This is a genomic window from Sphaerisporangium album (genome assembly GCF_003323745.1).
In the GTDB taxonomy this organism is placed as follows: domain Bacteria; phylum Actinomycetota; class Actinomycetes; order Streptosporangiales; family Streptosporangiaceae; genus Sphaerisporangium; species Sphaerisporangium album.
Window position 1 is genome coordinate 500,957 of the sequence record NZ_QOIL01000004.1, and the last position, 17,827, is coordinate 518,783.

Annotated in this window: 17 protein-coding genes and 1 tRNA gene; 15 read left to right on the plus strand and 3 right to left on the minus strand. The window is 69.4% G+C overall.

Features of this window, described 5'->3' with window-relative positions; all coding sequences use genetic code 11:
- Positions 1-49 precede the first annotated feature (49 nt).
- On the minus strand, positions 50-727 hold the full coding sequence (locus DQ384_RS40360; RefSeq protein WP_147268721.1) for a hypothetical protein: 678 nt from the start codon (positions 725-727) through the stop codon (positions 50-52).
- 234 nt (positions 728-961) lie between these two features.
- Here DQ384_RS40360 and DQ384_RS10000 point away from each other — a divergent pair, with 234 nt between their 5' ends.
- Positions 962-2,686, plus strand: coding sequence for an RNA polymerase sigma factor (locus DQ384_RS10000; protein WP_181871125.1), 1,725 nt, complete (start codon positions 962-964; stop codon positions 2,684-2,686).
- Positions 2,687-2,706: 20 nt separating this feature from the next.
- Positions 2,707-4,419 carry a hypothetical protein gene (locus tag DQ384_RS10005; protein ID WP_114028418.1) on the plus strand — a complete coding sequence of 571 codons (1,713 nt, stop codon included), beginning with the start codon at positions 2,707-2,709 and terminating at the stop codon, positions 4,417-4,419.
- A 131-nt stretch (positions 4,420-4,550) separates the two neighbouring features.
- Here DQ384_RS10005 and DQ384_RS10010 read toward each other — a convergent pair whose 3' ends face one another.
- The gene (locus DQ384_RS10010) at positions 4,551-5,564 is read right to left on the minus strand and encodes an adenosine deaminase (RefSeq protein ID WP_114028419.1); all 1,014 of its coding nucleotides are present in this window, start codon (positions 5,562-5,564) and stop codon (positions 4,551-4,553) included.
- A gap of 99 nt (positions 5,565-5,663) precedes the next feature.
- On the opposite strand from DQ384_RS10010, the gene DQ384_RS10015 reads away from it, so the two are divergent.
- Both DQ384_RS10015 and DQ384_RS10020 read left to right on the plus strand, forming a co-directional pair.
- A complete protein-coding gene (locus DQ384_RS10015) occupies positions 5,664-6,164 on the plus strand; it encodes a SigE family RNA polymerase sigma factor (RefSeq protein ID WP_114028420.1) in 501 nt (166 codons plus the stop codon).
- A complete protein-coding gene (locus DQ384_RS10020; protein ID WP_114028421.1) occupies positions 6,161-7,042 on the plus strand; it encodes a hypothetical protein in 882 nt (293 codons plus the stop codon). The genes DQ384_RS10015 and DQ384_RS10020 overlap by 4 nt, the downstream gene beginning before the upstream one ends.
- A 179-nt stretch (positions 7,043-7,221) precedes the next feature.
- On the opposite strand, the gene DQ384_RS10025 is transcribed toward DQ384_RS10020, so the two are convergent.
- Positions 7,222-8,427, minus strand: coding sequence for a pyridoxal phosphate-dependent aminotransferase (locus DQ384_RS10025; RefSeq protein ID WP_114028422.1), 1,206 nt, complete (start codon positions 8,425-8,427; stop codon positions 7,222-7,224).
- Positions 8,428-8,627: 200 nt separating this feature from the next.
- Here DQ384_RS10025 and DQ384_RS10030 point away from each other — a divergent pair.
- From DQ384_RS10030 to rpoB, 11 genes are all read left to right on the plus strand, one after another.
- Positions 8,628-8,700: transfer RNA gene (locus DQ384_RS10030), tRNA-Trp, on the plus strand.
- Between the two features lie 75 nt (positions 8,701-8,775).
- Positions 8,776-9,027, plus strand: coding sequence for a preprotein translocase subunit SecE (secE, locus tag DQ384_RS10035; RefSeq protein ID WP_114028481.1), 252 nt, complete (start codon positions 8,776-8,778; stop codon positions 9,025-9,027).
- A gap of 87 nt (positions 9,028-9,114) precedes the next feature.
- Positions 9,115-9,882 carry a transcription termination/antitermination protein NusG gene (nusG, locus tag DQ384_RS10040; protein WP_114028423.1) on the plus strand — a complete coding sequence of 256 codons (768 nt, stop codon included), beginning with the start codon at positions 9,115-9,117 and terminating at the stop codon, positions 9,880-9,882.
- A 184-nt stretch (positions 9,883-10,066) separates the two neighbouring features.
- Positions 10,067-10,498 (plus strand): 50S ribosomal protein L11, encoded by a 432-nt coding sequence (gene rplK, locus DQ384_RS10045; RefSeq protein ID WP_114028424.1) that lies wholly within the window; start codon positions 10,067-10,069, stop codon positions 10,496-10,498.
- Between the two features lie 64 nt (positions 10,499-10,562).
- Positions 10,563-11,282 (plus strand): 50S ribosomal protein L1, encoded by a 720-nt coding sequence (rplA, locus tag DQ384_RS10050; RefSeq protein WP_114028425.1) that lies wholly within the window; start codon positions 10,563-10,565, stop codon positions 11,280-11,282.
- A gap of 270 nt (positions 11,283-11,552) precedes the next feature.
- Entirely contained in the window at positions 11,553-12,425 is an 873-nt protein-coding gene (locus DQ384_RS10055; protein ID WP_245966343.1) for an SCO4651 family lipoprotein, read from the plus strand.
- Between the two features lie 336 nt (positions 12,426-12,761).
- Complete coding sequence (rplJ, locus tag DQ384_RS10060) at positions 12,762-13,313, plus strand: 50S ribosomal protein L10 (protein ID WP_114028427.1); 552 nt, start codon at positions 12,762-12,764, stop codon at positions 13,311-13,313.
- A gap of 90 nt (positions 13,314-13,403) precedes the next feature.
- A complete protein-coding gene (gene rplL, locus DQ384_RS10065) occupies positions 13,404-13,796 on the plus strand; it encodes a 50S ribosomal protein L7/L12 (protein ID WP_114028428.1) in 393 nt (130 codons plus the stop codon).
- A gap of 226 nt (positions 13,797-14,022) precedes the next feature.
- Positions 14,023-14,643: a hypothetical protein gene (locus tag DQ384_RS10070; RefSeq protein ID WP_147268722.1), complete on the plus strand. Its 621-nt coding sequence runs from the start codon at positions 14,023-14,025 to the stop codon at positions 14,641-14,643.
- The gene (locus DQ384_RS10075) at positions 14,640-15,209 is read left to right on the plus strand and encodes a hypothetical protein (protein WP_245966344.1); all 570 of its coding nucleotides are present in this window, start codon (positions 14,640-14,642) and stop codon (positions 15,207-15,209) included. Before DQ384_RS10070 ends, DQ384_RS10075 begins: the two co-directional genes overlap by 4 nt.
- A gap of 457 nt (positions 15,210-15,666) precedes the next feature.
- Positions 15,667-17,827, plus strand: a 2,161-nt coding sequence (gene rpoB / locus DQ384_RS10080) for a DNA-directed RNA polymerase subunit beta (RefSeq protein WP_114028430.1), incomplete at its 3' end; no start/stop codon positions are given.

Below are 17,827 nucleotides of genomic sequence, written 5' to 3' on the forward strand. Positions count from 1 at the left end.
CCCCCGCGAAGCTCCACCGCCACCTCGCCGTACGGCGGCGCCTCGTTGCTCATCCGCCTGGCGGTGGTGGGGGTTCGGTAGGGCCGGTTTGGGGGGGTTGCGTGGCCGGTGGGCGGGTTGAGGTCGGGGGCGGTGGGGGCGCTGTCGGGCCGGTTTGGGGCGGGCGCTTGGCCGTGGGTCTGGGGGTCGGCTTCTTGGTGGGCCTGGGCGCCTGGCTGGAGGTCCTCGTCTTGAGGGGGGAGGGAGGTGCGGAGGACGCCGCCGGTGGGGGCGGGGGCAGGGCCGTGCGCCGGGGGGCCGTGGTCTTGCGCGGGGGTTTCGGTGTGACGACCGTGTCGGGCGGGGGTGGCGGGGACTCCACGCCGAGGGAGACGCTCGTCGGCGAGGCCTTCGCGGTGGCGTTCGCGTCGCCGGAGCCGTCGCCGCCCAGGTCCCCCGAGCCGTCCGAGGTCCGTACGGCGGCGGGGGTGTCCGCACCGCCTGAGGAGTCCGGCCAGGCGAACCAGATGCCCGCGCCGGCCGCCAGCAGGAGGACCAGGCCGATGACGATGCCGCCGCGCCGGTCCTGGCCCAGACGCCGCCAGACGGGCTCCTCCTCCTCGTCGTCGTCGTCCATATCGAGCGAGGCGTCCCAGGTGCGCCACCGGTCGTCTCCCGAACGGCCGCCCGCTGAATCTTTGGCGTACGGCGGACGACGCCGCGGTGGCTCGTCCCAGTTGTCAGGCACGGTGCTCTCGTCTCCGGGGCGCGGGATGGGCGTCGTCGCTGGTGCGGGGGGCGGTGATTCGTCGCTACATGAGCATTCATGTGGGGGTTAAGACCGCAAGGCAGTCAACACAGTATAGAAGTTTGTTATGTAACAAAAGTGATATCAGAAGCTGGCGTGTCCTCCCGTATATTTCTGTCTGCTTTGCTAGTACCAGATTTATCATTTGCAACTATGTCAGGAGAGCTGAGTCCCGTGATCAGGAGGGATGATCCCGCCGCCCTTGAGCGGCTCTGCCGTGAATACGGAGATCATCTCTACGACTACTGCCAGTCCCTGCTGGATGACGACGACGCTCTTTCGGCCACGGTGGGTGCCCTCCATGGGGCCGTCGCCCACACCGACCGGTTGTACGACGCCACCCGCCTGCGCGCCTGGATGTACGCGCTGGCCAGGGCGGAGTGCCAGTCACGGCTCGCCGGCGTGGCCCACACCGGCTCGTACGCCCGTCAGGGACGCGGAGGCTCGCCGGAGCTCGGGGTCGAGGTGCTCGCCTGCCTCGAACCCCGCGAACGCGAGATCCTCGACCTGACGCTGCGTCACGGGCTCAAGTCCGACGAGGTGGCCAGAGTGCTGGACATCTCGGTCGACGCGGTGGAGTCCGCCGCCCGCCTCGGCAGGAAGCACGCCGAGCAGTGGCTGGCCGCCGTCGTGGACGCGCGTGGCGCGACCCCGCGCTGCCCGGTGCTGCCGGGCCTCGTGAAGTCGTGGGCCGAGTCGCCGACGCGGCTGCTGCGGGCCCACATCACCCGGCACGTCCGCTCCTGCAAGGAGTGCGACGGCGCGAAGCCCGGGGTCACGATCACGGCGCTCATGACGCGCATGCCCATCCTGGCCAGCCCGGCACCGTACGAACGCCTGTTCTCCGGCGCCGACACGTCCTTCACCGCCGCCGAGACCCGCACCGAGAGCTGGCACCCCGACGGCTTCCCCGTCCAGCCGGACGCCCTTGAGGACCCGCCCCCTCCCGAGGCCCCCCTGACGGTCGAGGAGGGCTTCACGCCCGAGCGGGCCGACGGCTCCAAGCCCGCCGCCCCGGAGTTCTGGGAACCCGACCCGGACGCCGACGACCCCGAGAGCCGCATCCGCTGGGGACGCGTGGGGCTGGTGACGCTGGTCTCGGTCGCCTCCGCGGGCGCCATCTGGTCGCTGGTGTTCGCCCCCGGCGGCACCGCGCCGGTCGACGTCGAGGCCGCGGGCGGCACGATCGTCGTCCAGCCCGGCGAGTCGTTACCCCCTCTGGTCGAGTCACCGCCGCCCCCGCCTCCGGGGAGCACCGCCGGGCCCGTCCACACGACCGCCGTGCCGACCGCCTCCGGCGTGGCCCGCAGGCCCGGCGTGGCGCAGCCGACGTCCTCGGTGCCGATGGTGCCGCCGCCGTCGAGCTCCCGCCCGTCGGCGAGCCCCACGGCCAAGACCCGGCAGTCGAACCCGCCGGTCGGGAACAACGACAACGCCCCCAACGACCCGCCGCCTCCGCCGAAGCAGACGTCCAAGCCCACCCAGAAGCCCACGTCGACCCCGAAGCAGAGCTCGCAGCCGCAGACCAAGCAGACCACCGCTCCGCCGCCCCCGCCTCCGCCTCCTCCGGCACCGCCGGCCGTCACGGCGTCGACGACCTCGATCAACGTGAGCACCGACCGGAGCGGGTCACTCAGCATGCGGTCCCAGCATGGGGCCATCACCTGGCAGGCGGGCGGGCAGATGCTCAGCATGTCGCAGGCCAGCGGCACGATCCCCGACGGCCAGACCGCGACCCTCCAGTTCTCCATCGCCGCGCCGAACGACCCCAACACCTGCGGCACGGAGCAGACCACCACGCTGTCGATCTCGTGGTCCGGAGACAACAGAGGCGTCAAAGGCTCCGGCAACGTCGGGGTGAAGATCACGTACGTGAAGCCCTGCGTCGTAGTGCGCTAGCCAACGAGGAGAGAACGCGTATGCCCCGACTTCGCAGACGCGAATGGATCATCGCGCTCATAGCGGTGCTGTTCACGCTGACCATAGGCATACCTACGGGCATGGCCCTCGCGGATCCGGCCCAGCCCCAGGGTGTGAACAACCAGTGCGATGACATCCTCGGCAGCGGAACCCCCGAGTTCATGTACTGCTCGTGGATGGCGGAGACCCCGACCGACGCGCTGAGGGTTCTGAACTACTGGAACTTCAACGACGGCCAGCGGCTCAAGGAGGCCGTGCCCTTCCCCGGTCCCGTCCTGTTCTGCAAGGACAAGAACAACAAGGGCCCCGGCATGCAGGGCTGCGCCGACAAGGACCAGGTGCTGTGCAAGTACGACCAGAGCGCCGGCAAGTACACCTGTAAGGACACCGAGGGCAAGCCCACGAACCCGCCCGCCAAGGCCTGCCTGGGCGGTGAGTTCGACTGCACGCGCGGCAACGGCTCCACGACGTCCGGAGAGGCGACCGGCACCCCCGCGCCGAACGCGTCCGGCGCCGCGCAGACCGGCAGCGACCCGAACGCCGACCCGCTCGACCCCAGCGCGGCTCCGAGCGCTGACACCACGGCGGCGCCGGACGGCAACGCCCAGCCGACCACGCCGGACACCGGCCAGCCGGAAGTCAAGGTCGACCAGCAGGACCAACAGGCCCCCCAGGACCAGCAGGCCCCCCAGGACCAGCAGGTCAACCAGCAGCAGACCGAGCCGCAGGGAGAGCAGCAGCCCGACCAGACGCAGCCGACCGCGTCCGCCGAGCCTGAGCCGACCGCCTCTACGGCCCCGGCTCCCAAGCAGCAGACCACGCCGAACAGGCAGGTGCTGACGCCTCCGGACGACGCGACCGGCCAGGCCGCCGCGGCGGCCGTCAAGCTCGGCATGCGGGTGTGGATCGAGGGCGAGCTGGCCCCGGCCTGGACCGCGGGCAAGGACCAGTTCGACGCCGCGGTCGCCTCCATGGCCGCGCAGGCGAGCAGGCCCGGCGTCGTGGGCGTGAAGTTCGCCCAGGACCTCGGCTACTGGGGCTTCAAGAACGCGGGTGACGTGCGCAAGTTCGTCAAGGACGCCTCCACCGCCCTGCGCGCGGCGATGCCGGCGGGCAAGCAGCTCGCCGTCGACGTGGTCGTCCCCGAGATGGGCTGCGGGGCCTCCGAGCCCTGCCAGGCCGCGCTGCGCGCCAAGTACCCGCTGATCACCCGCGCCAACGTCGAGAAGTACGTGCTCACCGGCGACGTCGACCACGTCAACCTCTCCAGCGGCCTGTTCGCCAGCGAGTACTCCAAGTGGAAGGTCACCCCGGACAAGGCGCTGCGCAACCAGTGGATCACGGTGCGGGCCCGCGGCTGGGACACCCGCGTCCACATCGGCGCCCGGGAGGTGGGCCTGGCCCACAGCGGCGCGAGCGCCCTCAGCTCCGCCCAGGCGGAGGCCGCGGCCAAGCTGCGCGTGGACCTGCCGTTGCAGGCGGGCGTGCAGACGGTCATGTTGTGGACCCACAAGCAGGACTGGGACGGCGCGGTGTGGCGCATCCTCGACCAGGGGCTCAAGACCAACAACCTGTGGAAGGCGCTCCAGGCCCGCAAGGGGCTCGGCAGGCTCGCGGTCACCTTCGACGCCAGCGACCCCGAGAAGGGCGTGACGCAGGACCTCACCAAGCTCGCCGAGGTCTTCGACACCATCTACATCCACTCGCAGTGACGTCCCGGGCCCGCCGTCCCGCGACGGCGTGAACCCGGCGAAGCCCGGCGGAACTCAGCGTTCCGCCGGGCTTTCGCCTGTCCAAGGGCGTTCCAGGTGCTGTCCGGGCATTCGGGAGGCTCGGGTGCGGGTCAGGCGGCCAGCCAGGCGTCCACCGCCGCCAGCAGCTCCTTCTTGTAGGAGTCCGGCGCGGCGGAGAACCGGATCGACTGGCGGGCCAGCTCGGCGATCTCGGCGTCGCTGAAGCCGTACACCTCGCGCGCCAGCTCGTACTGCGGCAGGAGCCGGGCGCCGAACAGCAGCGGGTCGTCGGCGCCGAGGGCGATCGGCACACCGGCGTCGAACAGCCGCTTCACCGGGACGTCGCCCGCCCGCTGGGCCACGCCCAGGCCCACGTTGGACGTCGGGCACACCTCGCAGGCGATCTGCCGGTCCGCCAGGCGCTCCATGAGACGCGGTGATTCGGCCGCCCGGATCCCATGGCCGATACGGTCGGCGGCCAGGTCGTCCACGCACTCGGCGACGCTGGCCGCGCCGGACAGCTCGCCCCCGTGAGGCACCGCCAGCAGGCCCGCGCGCCGGGCGATGCGGAAGGCCCCGTCGAAGTCCCTGGCCCGGGCGCGGCGCTCGTCGTTGGAGAGCCCGAAGCCGGTGACGCCCTTGTCGGCGTACTGGGTGGCGAGCCGGGCGAGGGTCTTGGCGTCCAGCGGGTGGCGGGTGCGGTTGGCCGCGACGACCACGCCGACGCCGACGTTCGTCGCCCGCGCGGCCTGCCCGGCGGCGTCGAGGACCAGCTCCAGCGTGGCGGTGAGCCCGCCGAACCGCTGGGCGTACCCCGAGGGGTCGACCTGGATCTCCAGCCACCGGGAGCCCTCGGCGGCCTCGTCCTGCGCGGCCTCGCGCAACAGGCGGTACACGTCGCTCTCGCGGCGCAGCACCGAGCGCGCGATGTCGTACAGCCGCTGGAAGCGGAACCACCCGCGCTCGTCGGTCGCGCGCAGCTTGGGCGGCCAATCCTGGACGAGTGCGTCCGGCAGGTGGAGGCCCTGCTCCTGCGCGAGCTCCAGCAGGGTCGTATGCCTCATGGAGCCGGTGAAGTGCAGGTGCAGGTGGGCTTTGGGGAGCTGGTCGAGCGGGCGTGCCATCTCCATATCCTGCCGTACGCGGGTCATGCCCCGACGCCGACTTCGGCACTCAACCCTGGAAGCCCTTGGTGCGTTGGGGAGGGCGAAAGGGGACCTCGCATGACGGAAGAAGACGAAGCGGCCTTCGACGAGTTCCTGGCCGCCCGGAGCACCGCCCTGCTGCGCACGGCCATCCTCGTGTGCGGGGCGTCGGCCCACGACGCCGAGGACCTGGCCCAGGGCGCCCTTGAGAAGGTCTACCGGCACTGGCCACGTATCCGCCACGACAACCCGGAGGCGTACGCGAGGCGGATCGTCGTGAACGCGGCGATCTCCCGGTCCCGCCGCCGCAGGGTGATCCAGGAGATCACCTTCGCCCGGCCGCCCGAGACCGCCGCGCCGCAGTCCGACCCGGAGTTGAAGGATCTGCTCATCGGTGAGCTGCGGCGGCTGCCGGCGCGCATGCGGGCGGTCGTCGTCCTGCGCTACTGGGAGGACCTGTCGGAGACCGAGACCGCCGCGATGCTCGGCTGCTCGGTGGGAACGGTGAAAAGCCAGGCCGCGAGGGGGCTGGCCCGGATGCGGGCGCGCATGGGCGCCCGGAAGGGAACATCGGTATGAACGCCGAGGAAGCACTGAAGGAAGCACTCAAGGACGCCATGTCCGCGCACGTCGCCGACGTGCGCGCGCCCGCGATGACGGGACAGGCCGTGCGCAGGAGGCACCGGGCGCACGTGACGCGGTTCCGTGCGACGGGGGCCGCGGTGCTCACCGTCCTGGTCGCCGCGGCGGTCCCCGCCTACACGGCGCTGACCTCCGGGCCTGGCGCGGCCCCGCCGGTGCCCGGCGGCGCGCTCACCGGGCCGGCGATCCCCTCCGAGGGCGTCACGCTGTCCGCAGATTCCACCAGTGAGGTGGACGTGACCTCGCCTCCGTCGCCCATGGTCACCGTGTCGCCCACGGATTCGGCCACAGCGGTGCCGACCAGGCGGCCTACGGATGATCCGGCGAATTCCGCCGGGAATTTGCCTGAAGATCTCGGCGACCTCGGGGACGGGCGCGCGTTCGGCGGGATCCGGGTGGGATATCTTCCAGACGGACTTATATGGGGGAAATGGTCGGGCAAAAATGGTTTCGGCACGACCAGTTATACGACCACGTACGTCACGCCTGAACAGCTGAAGTCCGGTGAGTACAGCGTGCAGATCGTCGTATTCGAGGACGAGGCCGCGCGGCGGGCGAAGTCCCGTTTGCGTGCCTACCGGAACGACCCCGGGGCGACGAAGGTATCGGTGCACGGGGCCGGGGGCGTCGTGGCGAGCCTCGGCGAGGGCTCGGAGGTCACGGCGAACGCCGGCACCCCGACGATCCTGTGGTTCGCCAAGCCCGGCCTCGCCGTCGAGGTGATGATGAGCCCCGTCATGTCCGAGGGCCTCGGCCCGAAGGGGACCGAGCGCGAACTGAAGAAGATCGCGAACGGCGTCCGCGCCACCAGCTGACCCCGGCGCCGCCGGCCCGGCACATTCTCAGCCCGGACCCGGTCGCGTGAGGGCGCGGCGGTGCTGTGGAGCCGACAAGTCGAGCCGTCAAGCGGAAGGGTCGGGAACGAGCCCTCCCGCTTGACGGCCGAAGAGCGTCGCGCCCTTGCGCCGCGTCACCGAAGGTCGCGCGAACAGACTCAGTGGGCTTCGCCGAGCAGCTTGGCGAGGCGGCTGACGCCTTCCACGAGGTCGTCGTCGCCGAGGGCGTAGGACAGGCGGAAGTAGCCCGGCGTGCCGAACGCCTCGCCCGGCACCACGGCGACCTCGGCCTCCTCCAGGACGATCTCGGCCAGCTCGCCGGAGGTCTGCGGGCGGCGACCCCGGATCTCCTTGCCGAGCAGTCCCTTGATCGACGGATACACGTAGAACGCCCCGAACGGCTCCGGGCACACGACGCCGGGGATGTCGTTCAGCATGCGGACGATGGTCTGGCGGCGGCGGTCGAACGCCTCGCGCATGCGGGCCACCGCCGAAAGGTCGCCGGACACGGCGGCCAGCGCGGCGGCCTGCGCGACGTTCGAGACGTTCGAGGTGGCGTGCGACTGGAGGTTGGTCGCGGCCTTCACGACGTCCTTGGGGCCGATCAGCCAGCCCACCCGCCAGCCCGTCATGGCGTAGGTCTTGGCGACGCCGTTGAGGACGACCACGCGGTCGCCGAGCTCCGGCACGGCCGTCGCGATGCTGGTGAACCGCGCCTCGCCGTACACCAGGTGTTCGTAGATCTCGTCGGTGACGACCCACAGCCCGTGCTCGGCGGCCCAGCGGCCGATGGCCTCGACCTGCCCGGGGGAGTACACCGCGCCGGTCGGGTTGGACGGGGAGACGAACAGGAGCACCTTGGTGCGGTCGGTGCGCGCGGCTTCAAGCTGCTCGACCGAGGCCAGGTAGCCGGTCGACTCGTCGGTCACGACGTCGACCTGCACGCCGCCGGCGAGCTTGATGGCCTCGGGGTACGTGGTCCAGTACGGGGCGACGACCAGGACCTCGTCGCCCGGGTCCAGCAGAGTGGCGAACGCCTCGTACACGGCCTGCTTGCCGCCGTTGGTGACCAGGACCTGCGCCGCGTCGACCTCCAGGCCCGAATCGCGCAGCGTCTTCTCGGCGATGGCCTGCTTGAGCTCGGGAAGGCCGCCGGCCGGGGTGTACTTGTGGAACCTCGGCGTGCGGCAGGCTTCGATGGCGGCCTCGACGATGTAGTCGGGCGTCGGGAAGTCCGGCTCGCCGGCGCCGAAGCCGATGACCGGGCGACCGGCGGCCTTCATCGCCTTGGCCTTGGCGTCGACGGCCAGCGTGGCGGACTCGGTGATCGCGGAGATGCGCGCTGAGATGCGAGGACGGGTCATACCTCCATGGTTCCAGACGGCCGGGACCACCACCGACGCATATTCAGCATGTGGACCGGGACGTGCGAGGATGTGCCGGTCGGTGGAATGGTGCGGCGTGCCTGACGAGTTGGTTCGACGTGAGGCTCATTCACCCGTACACTTCTGCAACTAGTGAGCGACGCGCCTCCGGCTGTCCGGGGTAGGGTGGTTCACGGCAGAGGGCACTAGCGCAATTGGTAGCGCACCGGTCTCCAAAACCGGCGGTTGGGGGTTCGAGTCCCTCGTGCCCTGCGAAGTGCGGTCCGCGCACCGATGGCGTGTATGCCGCCGTAAAGTTGCGTAGGAACGACGGATCAGGTGAGGACTGTGGCGATCGACACTCGCGGCGAGGCCGCGGACAGGCCGAGCAAGCCGACCGGCCGCCCCGCTAAGAAGCGCACTTCGCCTGCACTCTTCTATCGGCAGGTGGTCGCCGAGCTTCGCAAGGTCATCTGGCCGACGCGCAAGGATCTCATCTCTTACACCACGGTTGTCCTCGTCTTTGTTGTGATCATGGTCGGGATCGTGGCGGGAATAGACGCCTTGCTCACGAAGGGTGTGCTGGCGGTCTTCGGCTGATCCTGAGCCGCGCCCATACCAACGCGACATCCGCCCTCGACCGGGCGGTGGAAGATCGCACCATCGACGAGAGAAGAAAGAGTCACCGTGTCCGAGTCCCCACTGTCGGCTGGCGATTCCCGCGAGAAGTGGGAGGGCGAGCCGGAAGAGGCGATCGAGATCACCGAAGAGTCCGGCGAGGCCGGCGCCAACGGTGAGGCCGAGGAGCCCGGCGATGCCGCCGCTCCGGCCGACGCCGTTGACGAAGACGGTGATCTCGTTCCCGACGTCGACCCCGTCGAAGAGTTCAAGCGCTCGATGCGCGGCCTTCCCGGCGAGTGGTACGTCATCCACTCCTACGCGGGCTACGAGAACCGCGTGAAGTCCAACATCGAGACCCGCACCCAGTCCCTCAACATGGAGGACTTCATCTTCCAGGTCGAGGTACCGGTCCACACGGTCACCGAGATCAAGGGCGGCAAGCGCACCCCGGTCAAGGAGCGCGTCCTGCCCGGGTACGTGCTGGTGCGCATGGACCTCACCGACGAGTCCTGGTCCGCGGTGCGCAACACGCCCGGCGTGACCGGCTTCGTGGGCCTGTCCAACCGGCCGAGCCCGCTGAACCTCGACGAGGTCGCCAAGCTCCTCGCGCCGGAGCCGACCGAGCAGGCCAAGACCACCACCGCCAAGGCCGCCGCCGCGACCGTCGACTTCGAGGTCGGCGAGTCCGTCACCGTCATGGACGGCCCGTTCGCCACCCTGCCCGCCACGGTCAGCGAGATCAGCGCCGAGTCCCAGAAGCTCAAGGTACTCGTCTCGATCTTCGGCCGTGAGACGCCGGTGGAGCTGTCGTTCAACCAGGTCTCCAAGATCTGACACGCGAGCAGGTCCTGGTGATCTGACGGCGCACGTACACTGGATACTCGTCCCCGCGCGTCGGCGTGCCGCCGTGCGCGAGGTGAATCCCGAGGCTGTGCGGTCCCTCAGTGGCCCGTGCCCGTCCTCGGGGGCCCCCGCTCCCCGTGGGGGTTTCACAGCAGTCAAGGACCCGGAGTAGGAAATGCCTCCAAAGAAGAAGATCGCGGCTCTGGTCAAGGTCCAGCTTCCCGCTGGCCAGGCCACGCCCGCGCCGCCGGTCGGTACCGCCCTCGGTCCCCACGGCGTCAACATCATGGACTTCGTGAAGCAGTACAACGCCGCGACCGAGGCCCAGCGGGGCAACATCATCCCCGTCGAGATCACCATCTTCGAAGACCGCAGCTTCACCTTCGTCACGAAGACGCCGCCGGCGCCTGAGCTGATCAAGAAGGCCGCGGGTCTCGACAAGGCCAGCGCGAACCCGCTCCGCGACAAGGTGGGCAAGCTCACCAAGGAGCAGCTGCGCCAGATCGCCGAGACGAAGATGCCCGACCTCAACGCCAACGACATCGAGGCGGCCGAGAAGATCATCGCCGGCACCGCCCGGTCGATGGGCATCACGATCGCCGACTGACACAAAGACACCCGTGGGAGGGCCACGCGCTGGCCCGCGACCACACACTCCACGAGGAGAAGCAGTGAAGCGCAGCAAGAGTTACCGCAAGGCCGGCGAGCAGGTCGACAGCGAGGCGCTGTACAGCCCCATCGACGCCGCCAAGCTCGCCAAGAGCACCTCGGTCACCAAGTTCGACGCGACCGTCGAGGTCGCCCTGCGGCTGGGCGTCGACCCCCGCAAGGCCGACCAGATGGTCCGCGGCACCGTCAACCTCCCGCACGGCACCGGCAAGACCGCCCGGGTCCTGGTCTTCGCGACCGGTGACCGTGCCGAGGAGGCCCGCGCCGCGGGCGCCGACATCGTCGGAGCCGACGAGCTGATCGAAGAGATCGCCAAGGGCAACCGCCTCAACGAGTTCGACGCCGTCGTGGCCACGCCGGACCTGATGGGCAAGGTCGGCCGTCTCGGCCGCGTGCTCGGCCCGCGCGGTCTCATGCCGAACCCCAAGACCGGCACCGTCACGCCGGCCGTGGGCAAGGCCGTGACCGAGATCAAGGGCGGAAAGATCGAGTTCCGCGTCGACCGGCACGCGAACCTCCACTTCATCATCGGCAAGGTGTCCTTCCCGGAGCGCCAGCTCCTGGAGAACTACGCCGCCGCGCTCGACGAGATCGTGCGTCTCAAGCCGTCCGCGGCCAAGGGGCGCTACCTGAAGAAGGTGACCTTCTCCACGTCCATGGGCCCGGGCATCCCGGTCGACCCGAACGTGACGCGGGGCATCACCGCCGAGCTCGACGCCTGACGGTCGCCGGCGTCACCGGCATCCCGGGTCCGGGGCACGTCCGCGTGTCCCGGACCCGGCCGACGTCGCGAAGGGCCTCCACCTCCGGGTGGGGGCCCTTCTGCACATTAATTTCACATCCCTTTCCTCGCAGGTGGGAAGCCGTTTCCGGGGTCGCCCCGCGCCGTGGTCCCCGATTTCGCGCACCTAAGCCCCCGCACGGGGTAGGGCTTGCGCGTAGGGTCGAAATCACTTATGGGGGAGACGAAGGGATATCCAGTGAAGCGGCGAATGACACCCGTGCTCGCGGCCGTGGGCTCGGCCATGCTCATCGCGGTATCAGCGTGTGGCCAGACCCCGCAGGCGGCGGACACCTCCCTCGGCGCGGTGCAGCTCTCCGCCGCCGAGACGCTTCAGCAGAGCGTCAAGAACACCGAGGCCGTCACCTCGTACACCGCGCAGCTCGCCATCGACTTCTCCGTCCCCCAGCAGGGCGCCGGGACGGTCAAGGGAACGATGGTGTACCACCAGAAGCCCCAGCTCGCCTCTGACGTCACCCTGGACCAGATCAGCGTGGCGGGGCAGAACGTCCCCGGCGGCGTCCGGGTGATCCTCCTCGGCGACACCGCCTACCTGAAGATGGACATGCTCAGCAAGCTCGTCGGCGGCACCAAGCCATGGATCAAGATCGACCTCAAGAAGGCCGGCCAGTCCGCGGGCGTCGACGTCAGCCAGCTCCTGCGCCAGGCCCAGCAGGTCGACCTGCAGAGCAGCGTCAAGATGCTGACCAGCTCCAAGGACGTCGCCAAGGTCGGCACCGAGTCGGTCGGCGGCGTCGAGACGACGCACTACAAGGGCACGTTCACCGTCGCCGAGGCGGTGAAGCAGCTCACGCCCGAGATGCGGCAGGGCCTGGAGGGCCAGCTCTCCAACGTCAAGGACATGAAGTTCGACGCCTGGATCGACGCGCAGGGACTGCCCCGCAAGGTCGAGATGAACGGCGCCGCAGGCCAGGAGGGCACTTTCAAGCTGGCCACGCAGTTCACGTCGTTCAACGACGCCGCCGAGGTCACGGCCCCGCCGGCCGACCAGGTGGGCGAGCTTCCGAACACGCTGGGGAACGCGCCCGCCGGCGACGGCGGCATGATCGGCAGCGGCACCTGACCCTCGGGTCCGCCCAGGCACCTGACGCACCCCGCGGGGACGGAACCCGCGGGGTGCGTCGCCGTTCGGGGACGGATTTTGCGTCATGCGCATAGACGACGTAAAGTGTGCTCTGCCGAAGACCGCCGGTCGTCGCCGAGCCTGTCATGGCTCGGTGGCCCAAGGATCCACGACGTGGACGGCCAGCGTAGGTGATGCGAGTTTTCATATGGTCTGTCATGCGGCCTCGCGCCGCCGACATATCCGTGTGTGAAGCCCCGTGCGCCTGCGCCGGGGCTCGTTCGTTTTCTCAGGTCCCTTGAGCCCTACGCCGGCGGCACATCTGGAAGGAGGCCCATGGCGAGGGCGGAAAAGGTGACCGCGGTCGCCGAGCTCAAGGATCGCTTCGAGAGCTCGAACGCCGCTGTCCTGACCGAGTACCGCGGTCTCACCGTCGCACAGCTCAAGCAGCTGCGCGTGTCGCTCGGTGAGCATGCGAAGTTCGCCGTGGCGAAGAACACGCTGTCCAAGATCGCGGCCAACGAGGCCGGGGTCACCTCCCTGGACGACCTGTTCCAGGGGCCGACCGCGATCGCGTTCGTCAGTGGCGACGTGGTCGAGGCGGCCAAGGGCCTGCGTGATTTCGCCAAGGCCAATCCCCTCCTGATCATCAAGGGCGGCGTCGTCGACGGCAAGTCGATGACCCCCGAGCAGATCACCACGCTTGCCGACCTGGAGCCGCGCGAGGTCCTCCTCGCGAAGCTGGCCGGCGCGATGAAGGCGAAGCAGTCTCAGGCCGCCGCCACGTTCAACGCGCTGCCCACCCAGATGGCCCGCCTCGTTGAGGCCCTGCGCGCCAAGCGCGAGGAGCCCGCCGCGGCGGAGACCACCGGCGACAGCGGCGAGTAGGCCGGGCGCGCAAGCGACCACAGCAGGGGATTCAGGCGCACACCGCGGTCCGTTTCCAAGTTTTGCAACACATACGGAGGAACCACCACTATGGCGAAGCTCAGCACCGACGAGCTGCTCGACGCGTTCAAGGAGATGACCCTCCTTGAGCTGTCCGACTTCGTGAAGCTCTTCGAGGAGACCTTCGACGTCAAGGCCGCCGCGCCGGTCGCGGTCGCCGCCGCCCCGGGTGCCGGTGGCGGTGCCGCCGCCGTCGAGGAGGTCGAGGAGCAGGACGAGTTCGACGTCGTCCTCGAGGCCGCCGGCGACAAGAAGATCCAGGTCATCAAGGAGGTCCGCGCCCTCACGAGCCTCGGCCTCAAGGAGGCCAAGGACCTCGTGGACGGCGCTCCCAAGCCGGTCCTGGAGAAGGTCAACAAGGAAGCCGCCGAGAAGGCCAAGGCCGCCCTGGAGGGCGCCGGCGCCACCGTCACCGTCAAGTGACCTCTCGCGGCTGAAAGCCGTACGACGAAAGGGGCGGTTCCACCCAGGTGCCGGGTGGGCCCGCCCCTTTCGCATGTCCTGGGGCCGTTGGTATCTCATGGCGGAAATGCGATGAATGCCCGCCGATGTCATCTCAGGGGCGTTGTGCGTAGAGCGCCGCCTGCGCTGTGGCTTCCGCTGGTTCGTCCCGTCCCGGGAAACGCGTGATCGCCGCCGGGTGATCTAGATGCCGGGTTATGATCCGGCGACCGGCCGCCGGACCCGGCTGCGCGACGCGCCCGTCGCGGTGATGCCCGTGAGGCGGCCCCCAGGCGAGGGGAGGCAACAGGTGGCGCTGCACGCGGCTCGCTCGCCCCGCCGGTGGCGGTCGCTGGTGGCGGCGCTGCTGGTGGTCCTCCTCGCCATCCTGGGCGTCGCCTGGGTGCGCGTCGGCGGCGCCCTGGACGACGCGAGGGCCGCCGCGGCCGACCGCGTGGCCGCGATCCGGGCCGCCGAGCGTTACGCCCTCACCCTCATGGCGGTCGACTACCGGACCGTCGACCGCGACGTGCAGCGGGTGCTGGACTCCTCCATGGGCCAGGCCAGGGCCGAGTACGAGCGCGACGCCGAGCGCCTGAAGGCCGCGACCCGCGAGCACAAGGCCGTCCAGACCGGCGTGGTGCGCGCCGCGGGCCTGGTCTCCATGGACGCGGGTCGCGCCGGCGCCCGCGTGCTGGTGCTGGCGGACGCGGTGATCCGCTGGGAGGGGACCAAGACGCCCCCGCAGGAGCGCCTCAACCGCTGGAGCATGGAGGTCACCAAGAGCCGTGGAGCGTGGTGGGTGTCGAAGCTGGAGCGGGTGACGTGACCGGCGAAGGGCTCTCCGCGGGCCTGGGCGGGCCCGACGGCCGCCGTACCCGGCGCTACGGGTATTCGCTCGGGATCGGGGTGGGAACGCTCCTGGCGGCCGTTCTGGCCGTCCTGGTGGCCATCCCCTACTTCCGCCTCCAGGAACTGCGCCAAAGTGAGGCGGCCTCGGCGGAGGCCCTCGCGGCGGCGCTCGCGTACGCGCCGGACATGCTCAGCTACGACTACCGCACGATCGAGGCCGACCTGACGCGGGCCCGGGGGTACGCGACGGGCTCTCTGGCCGATCACTACCGCGAGCTGGCCCGGGTGCTGGCCCCGACGATCAAACGACAGCAGACCGTCCAGCAGGCGGTGGTGGCCGCGGCGGCCGTGGAGTCGGCCACACCGGACCGCGTCCAGGTGTTGTTGTTCATGAACGTGGGAACGACCAAGGTGTTGCCGGGCGAGACGGCGCCCCAGAAGCAGGTCCTCCAGAGCCGTGCCCGGCTTCTGCTGGTCAGAGGTGATGGTCACTGGTTGGTGGCTGAGTTGTCGACCTTGATCGGCAATGCCCCGACAAGCTGAGACATGTCCGGGGCCTCGCCACGGGCACGGCGTGGCGCGTTATTCAATTGTTAGTAAAGCTTGGGTTTGAGTCGGGTGAGCCTGGGCAGTGATAAGGGCACGACAGCGTCGATGGCGGGTAAGCCTTCGACCCTCGGAGTGACCGAGCGTTAGCCGATCCGCCTCGCGGGTATCGTCTGGGTTCGGCTCGGGCCTTGGTCGCCCCGAGGGAAGAAAACCCAGCGTGACGGCCATCGGTTCGCTCGAATCGGGCCTCTCGGGCTTGACGTTTCGGCGCTGACGGGCGATGCTGCGTCCAACGTGGAGCGCAGAGCGAGACTGGAGTGGACAGGTGTATGCCTATCGGCTACACTGCCCCTTTGCGCTGCCCTTTGACGACCCGCTTCTCTAGGTAACTTTGGAACATGGTCGTCTGGCGTGCGTGTAGTCAGTCCGCGAGCCCTCGGAAGGACATCTGTTGGCAGCCTCGCGCAACGCCTTCGCCGTACCCGCTGGTCCCCGCCGCGTCTCTTTCGCGCGCATTCAGGAGCCGCTCGAAGTTCCCGATCTTCTCGCCCTGCAGACCGAGTCGTTCGACTGGCTGCTCGGCAACGAGAAATGGCGGTCGCGGGTCGAAGCGGCTCGCCAGGCCGGGCGCAAGGACGTTCCGGCCCAGTCCGGTCTCGAAGAGATCTTCGAGGAGATCAGTCCCATCGAGGACTTCTCCGGAACGATGTCCTTGTCGTTCCGCGACCACCGGTTCGAGCCGCCCAAGTACTCGGTCGACGAGTGCAAAGACAAGGACATGACCTTCTCCGCCCCGATGTTCGTGACGGCGGAGTTCATCAATAACACCACCGGTGAGATCAAGAGCCAGACGGTGTTCATGGGCGACTTCCCGCTCATGACCTCGAAGGGCACCTTCATCATCAACGGCACCGAGCGTGTCGTCGTCTCCCAGTTGGTGCGGTCCCCGGGCGTCTACTTCGACCGGTCGGTCGACAAGACCTCCGACAAGGACCTGTACAGCTGCAAGGTGATCCCCTCACGCGGTGCGTGGCTCGAGTTCGAGATCGACAAGCGTGACAGCGTCGGTGTGCGCATCGACCGCAAGCGCAAGCAGGCCGTCACGGTCCTGCTGAAGGCGCTGGGCTGGACCAGCGACCAGATCCTCGAGCGTTTCGGCCAGTACGAGTCGATGCGCGCCACCCTGGAGAAGGACCACACCTCCGGCCAGGACGACGCGCTGCTGGACATCTACCGCAAGCTGCGCCCGGGCGAGCCTCCCACGAAGGAGTCCGCGCAGACTCTGCTGGAGAACCTGTACTTCAACCCGAAGCGCTACGACCTGGCCAAGGTCGGCCGCTACAAGATCAACAAGAAGCTCGGCGTCGACGCCGACATCAACCAGGGCACCCTCACCGAAGAGGACATCGTCGCCACGATCGAGTACATCGTCCGGCTGCACGCCGGCGAGGTCTCGATGCCCGGGGCGAACGGCGAGGTCGTCGTCGAGACCGACGACATCGACCACTTCGGCAACCGGCGCCTGCGCACCGTCGGCGAGCTCATCCAGAACCAGGTCCGCCTGGGCCTGGCCCGTATGGAGCGCGTCGTCCGCGAGCGCATGACCACGCAGGACGTCGAGGCGATCACGCCGCAGACCCTGATCAACATCCGCCCCGTCGTGGCGTCGATCAAGGAGTTCTTCGGCACCTCGCAGCTCTCGCAGTTCATGGACCAGACCAACCCGCTGGCCGGCCTGACGCACAAGCGGCGTCTGTCCGCGCTCGGCCCCGGTGGTCTGTCCCGTGAGCGGGCCGGCTTCGAGGTCCGCGACGTGCACCCGTCCCACTACGGCCGCATGTGCCCGATCGAGACGCCTGAAGGCCCGAACATCGGCCTCATCGGCTCGCTGTCGTCCTACGGCCGCGTGAACTCCTTCGGGTTCGTCGAGACGCCGTACCGCAAGGTCATCGACGGCCGGGTCACCGAGGACATCGACTACCTGACCGCCGACGAGGAGGACAGGCACGTCATCGCGCAGGCCAACACGCCGCTGCGCGCCGACGGCGCCTTCGCCGAGGACCGCGTCCTGGTCCGCCGTAAGGGCGGCGAGCTGGAGTTCATCCGGCCGACCGAGGTCGACTACATGGACGTCTCGGCGCGCCAGATGGTGTCCGTCGCGACCGCCATGATCCCGTTCCTGGAGCACGACGACGCCAACCGCGCGCTGATGGGCTCCAACATGCAGCGCCAGTCGGTGCCCCTGCTCAAGAGCGAGGCCCCGCTGGTCGGCACGGGCATGGAGTACCGCGCCGCCACCGACGCCGGTGACGTCATCACCGCCGAGAAGGCGGGCGTGGTCGAGGAGGTCTCGGCCGACTACATCACCGTGATGAACGACGACGGCACGCGGACGACCTACCGCGTGGCGAAGTTCAAGCGCTCCAACCAGGGCACCTGCTTCAACCAGAAGCCGATCGTCCGCGAGGGCGACCGCGTCGAGGTGAACCAGGTCGTCGCCGACGGGCCGTGCACCGACCAGGGCGAGATGGCGCTGGGCAAGAACCTGCTCGTGGCGTTCATGCCGTGGGAGGGCCACAACTACGAGGACGCGATCATCCTGTCCCAGCGCC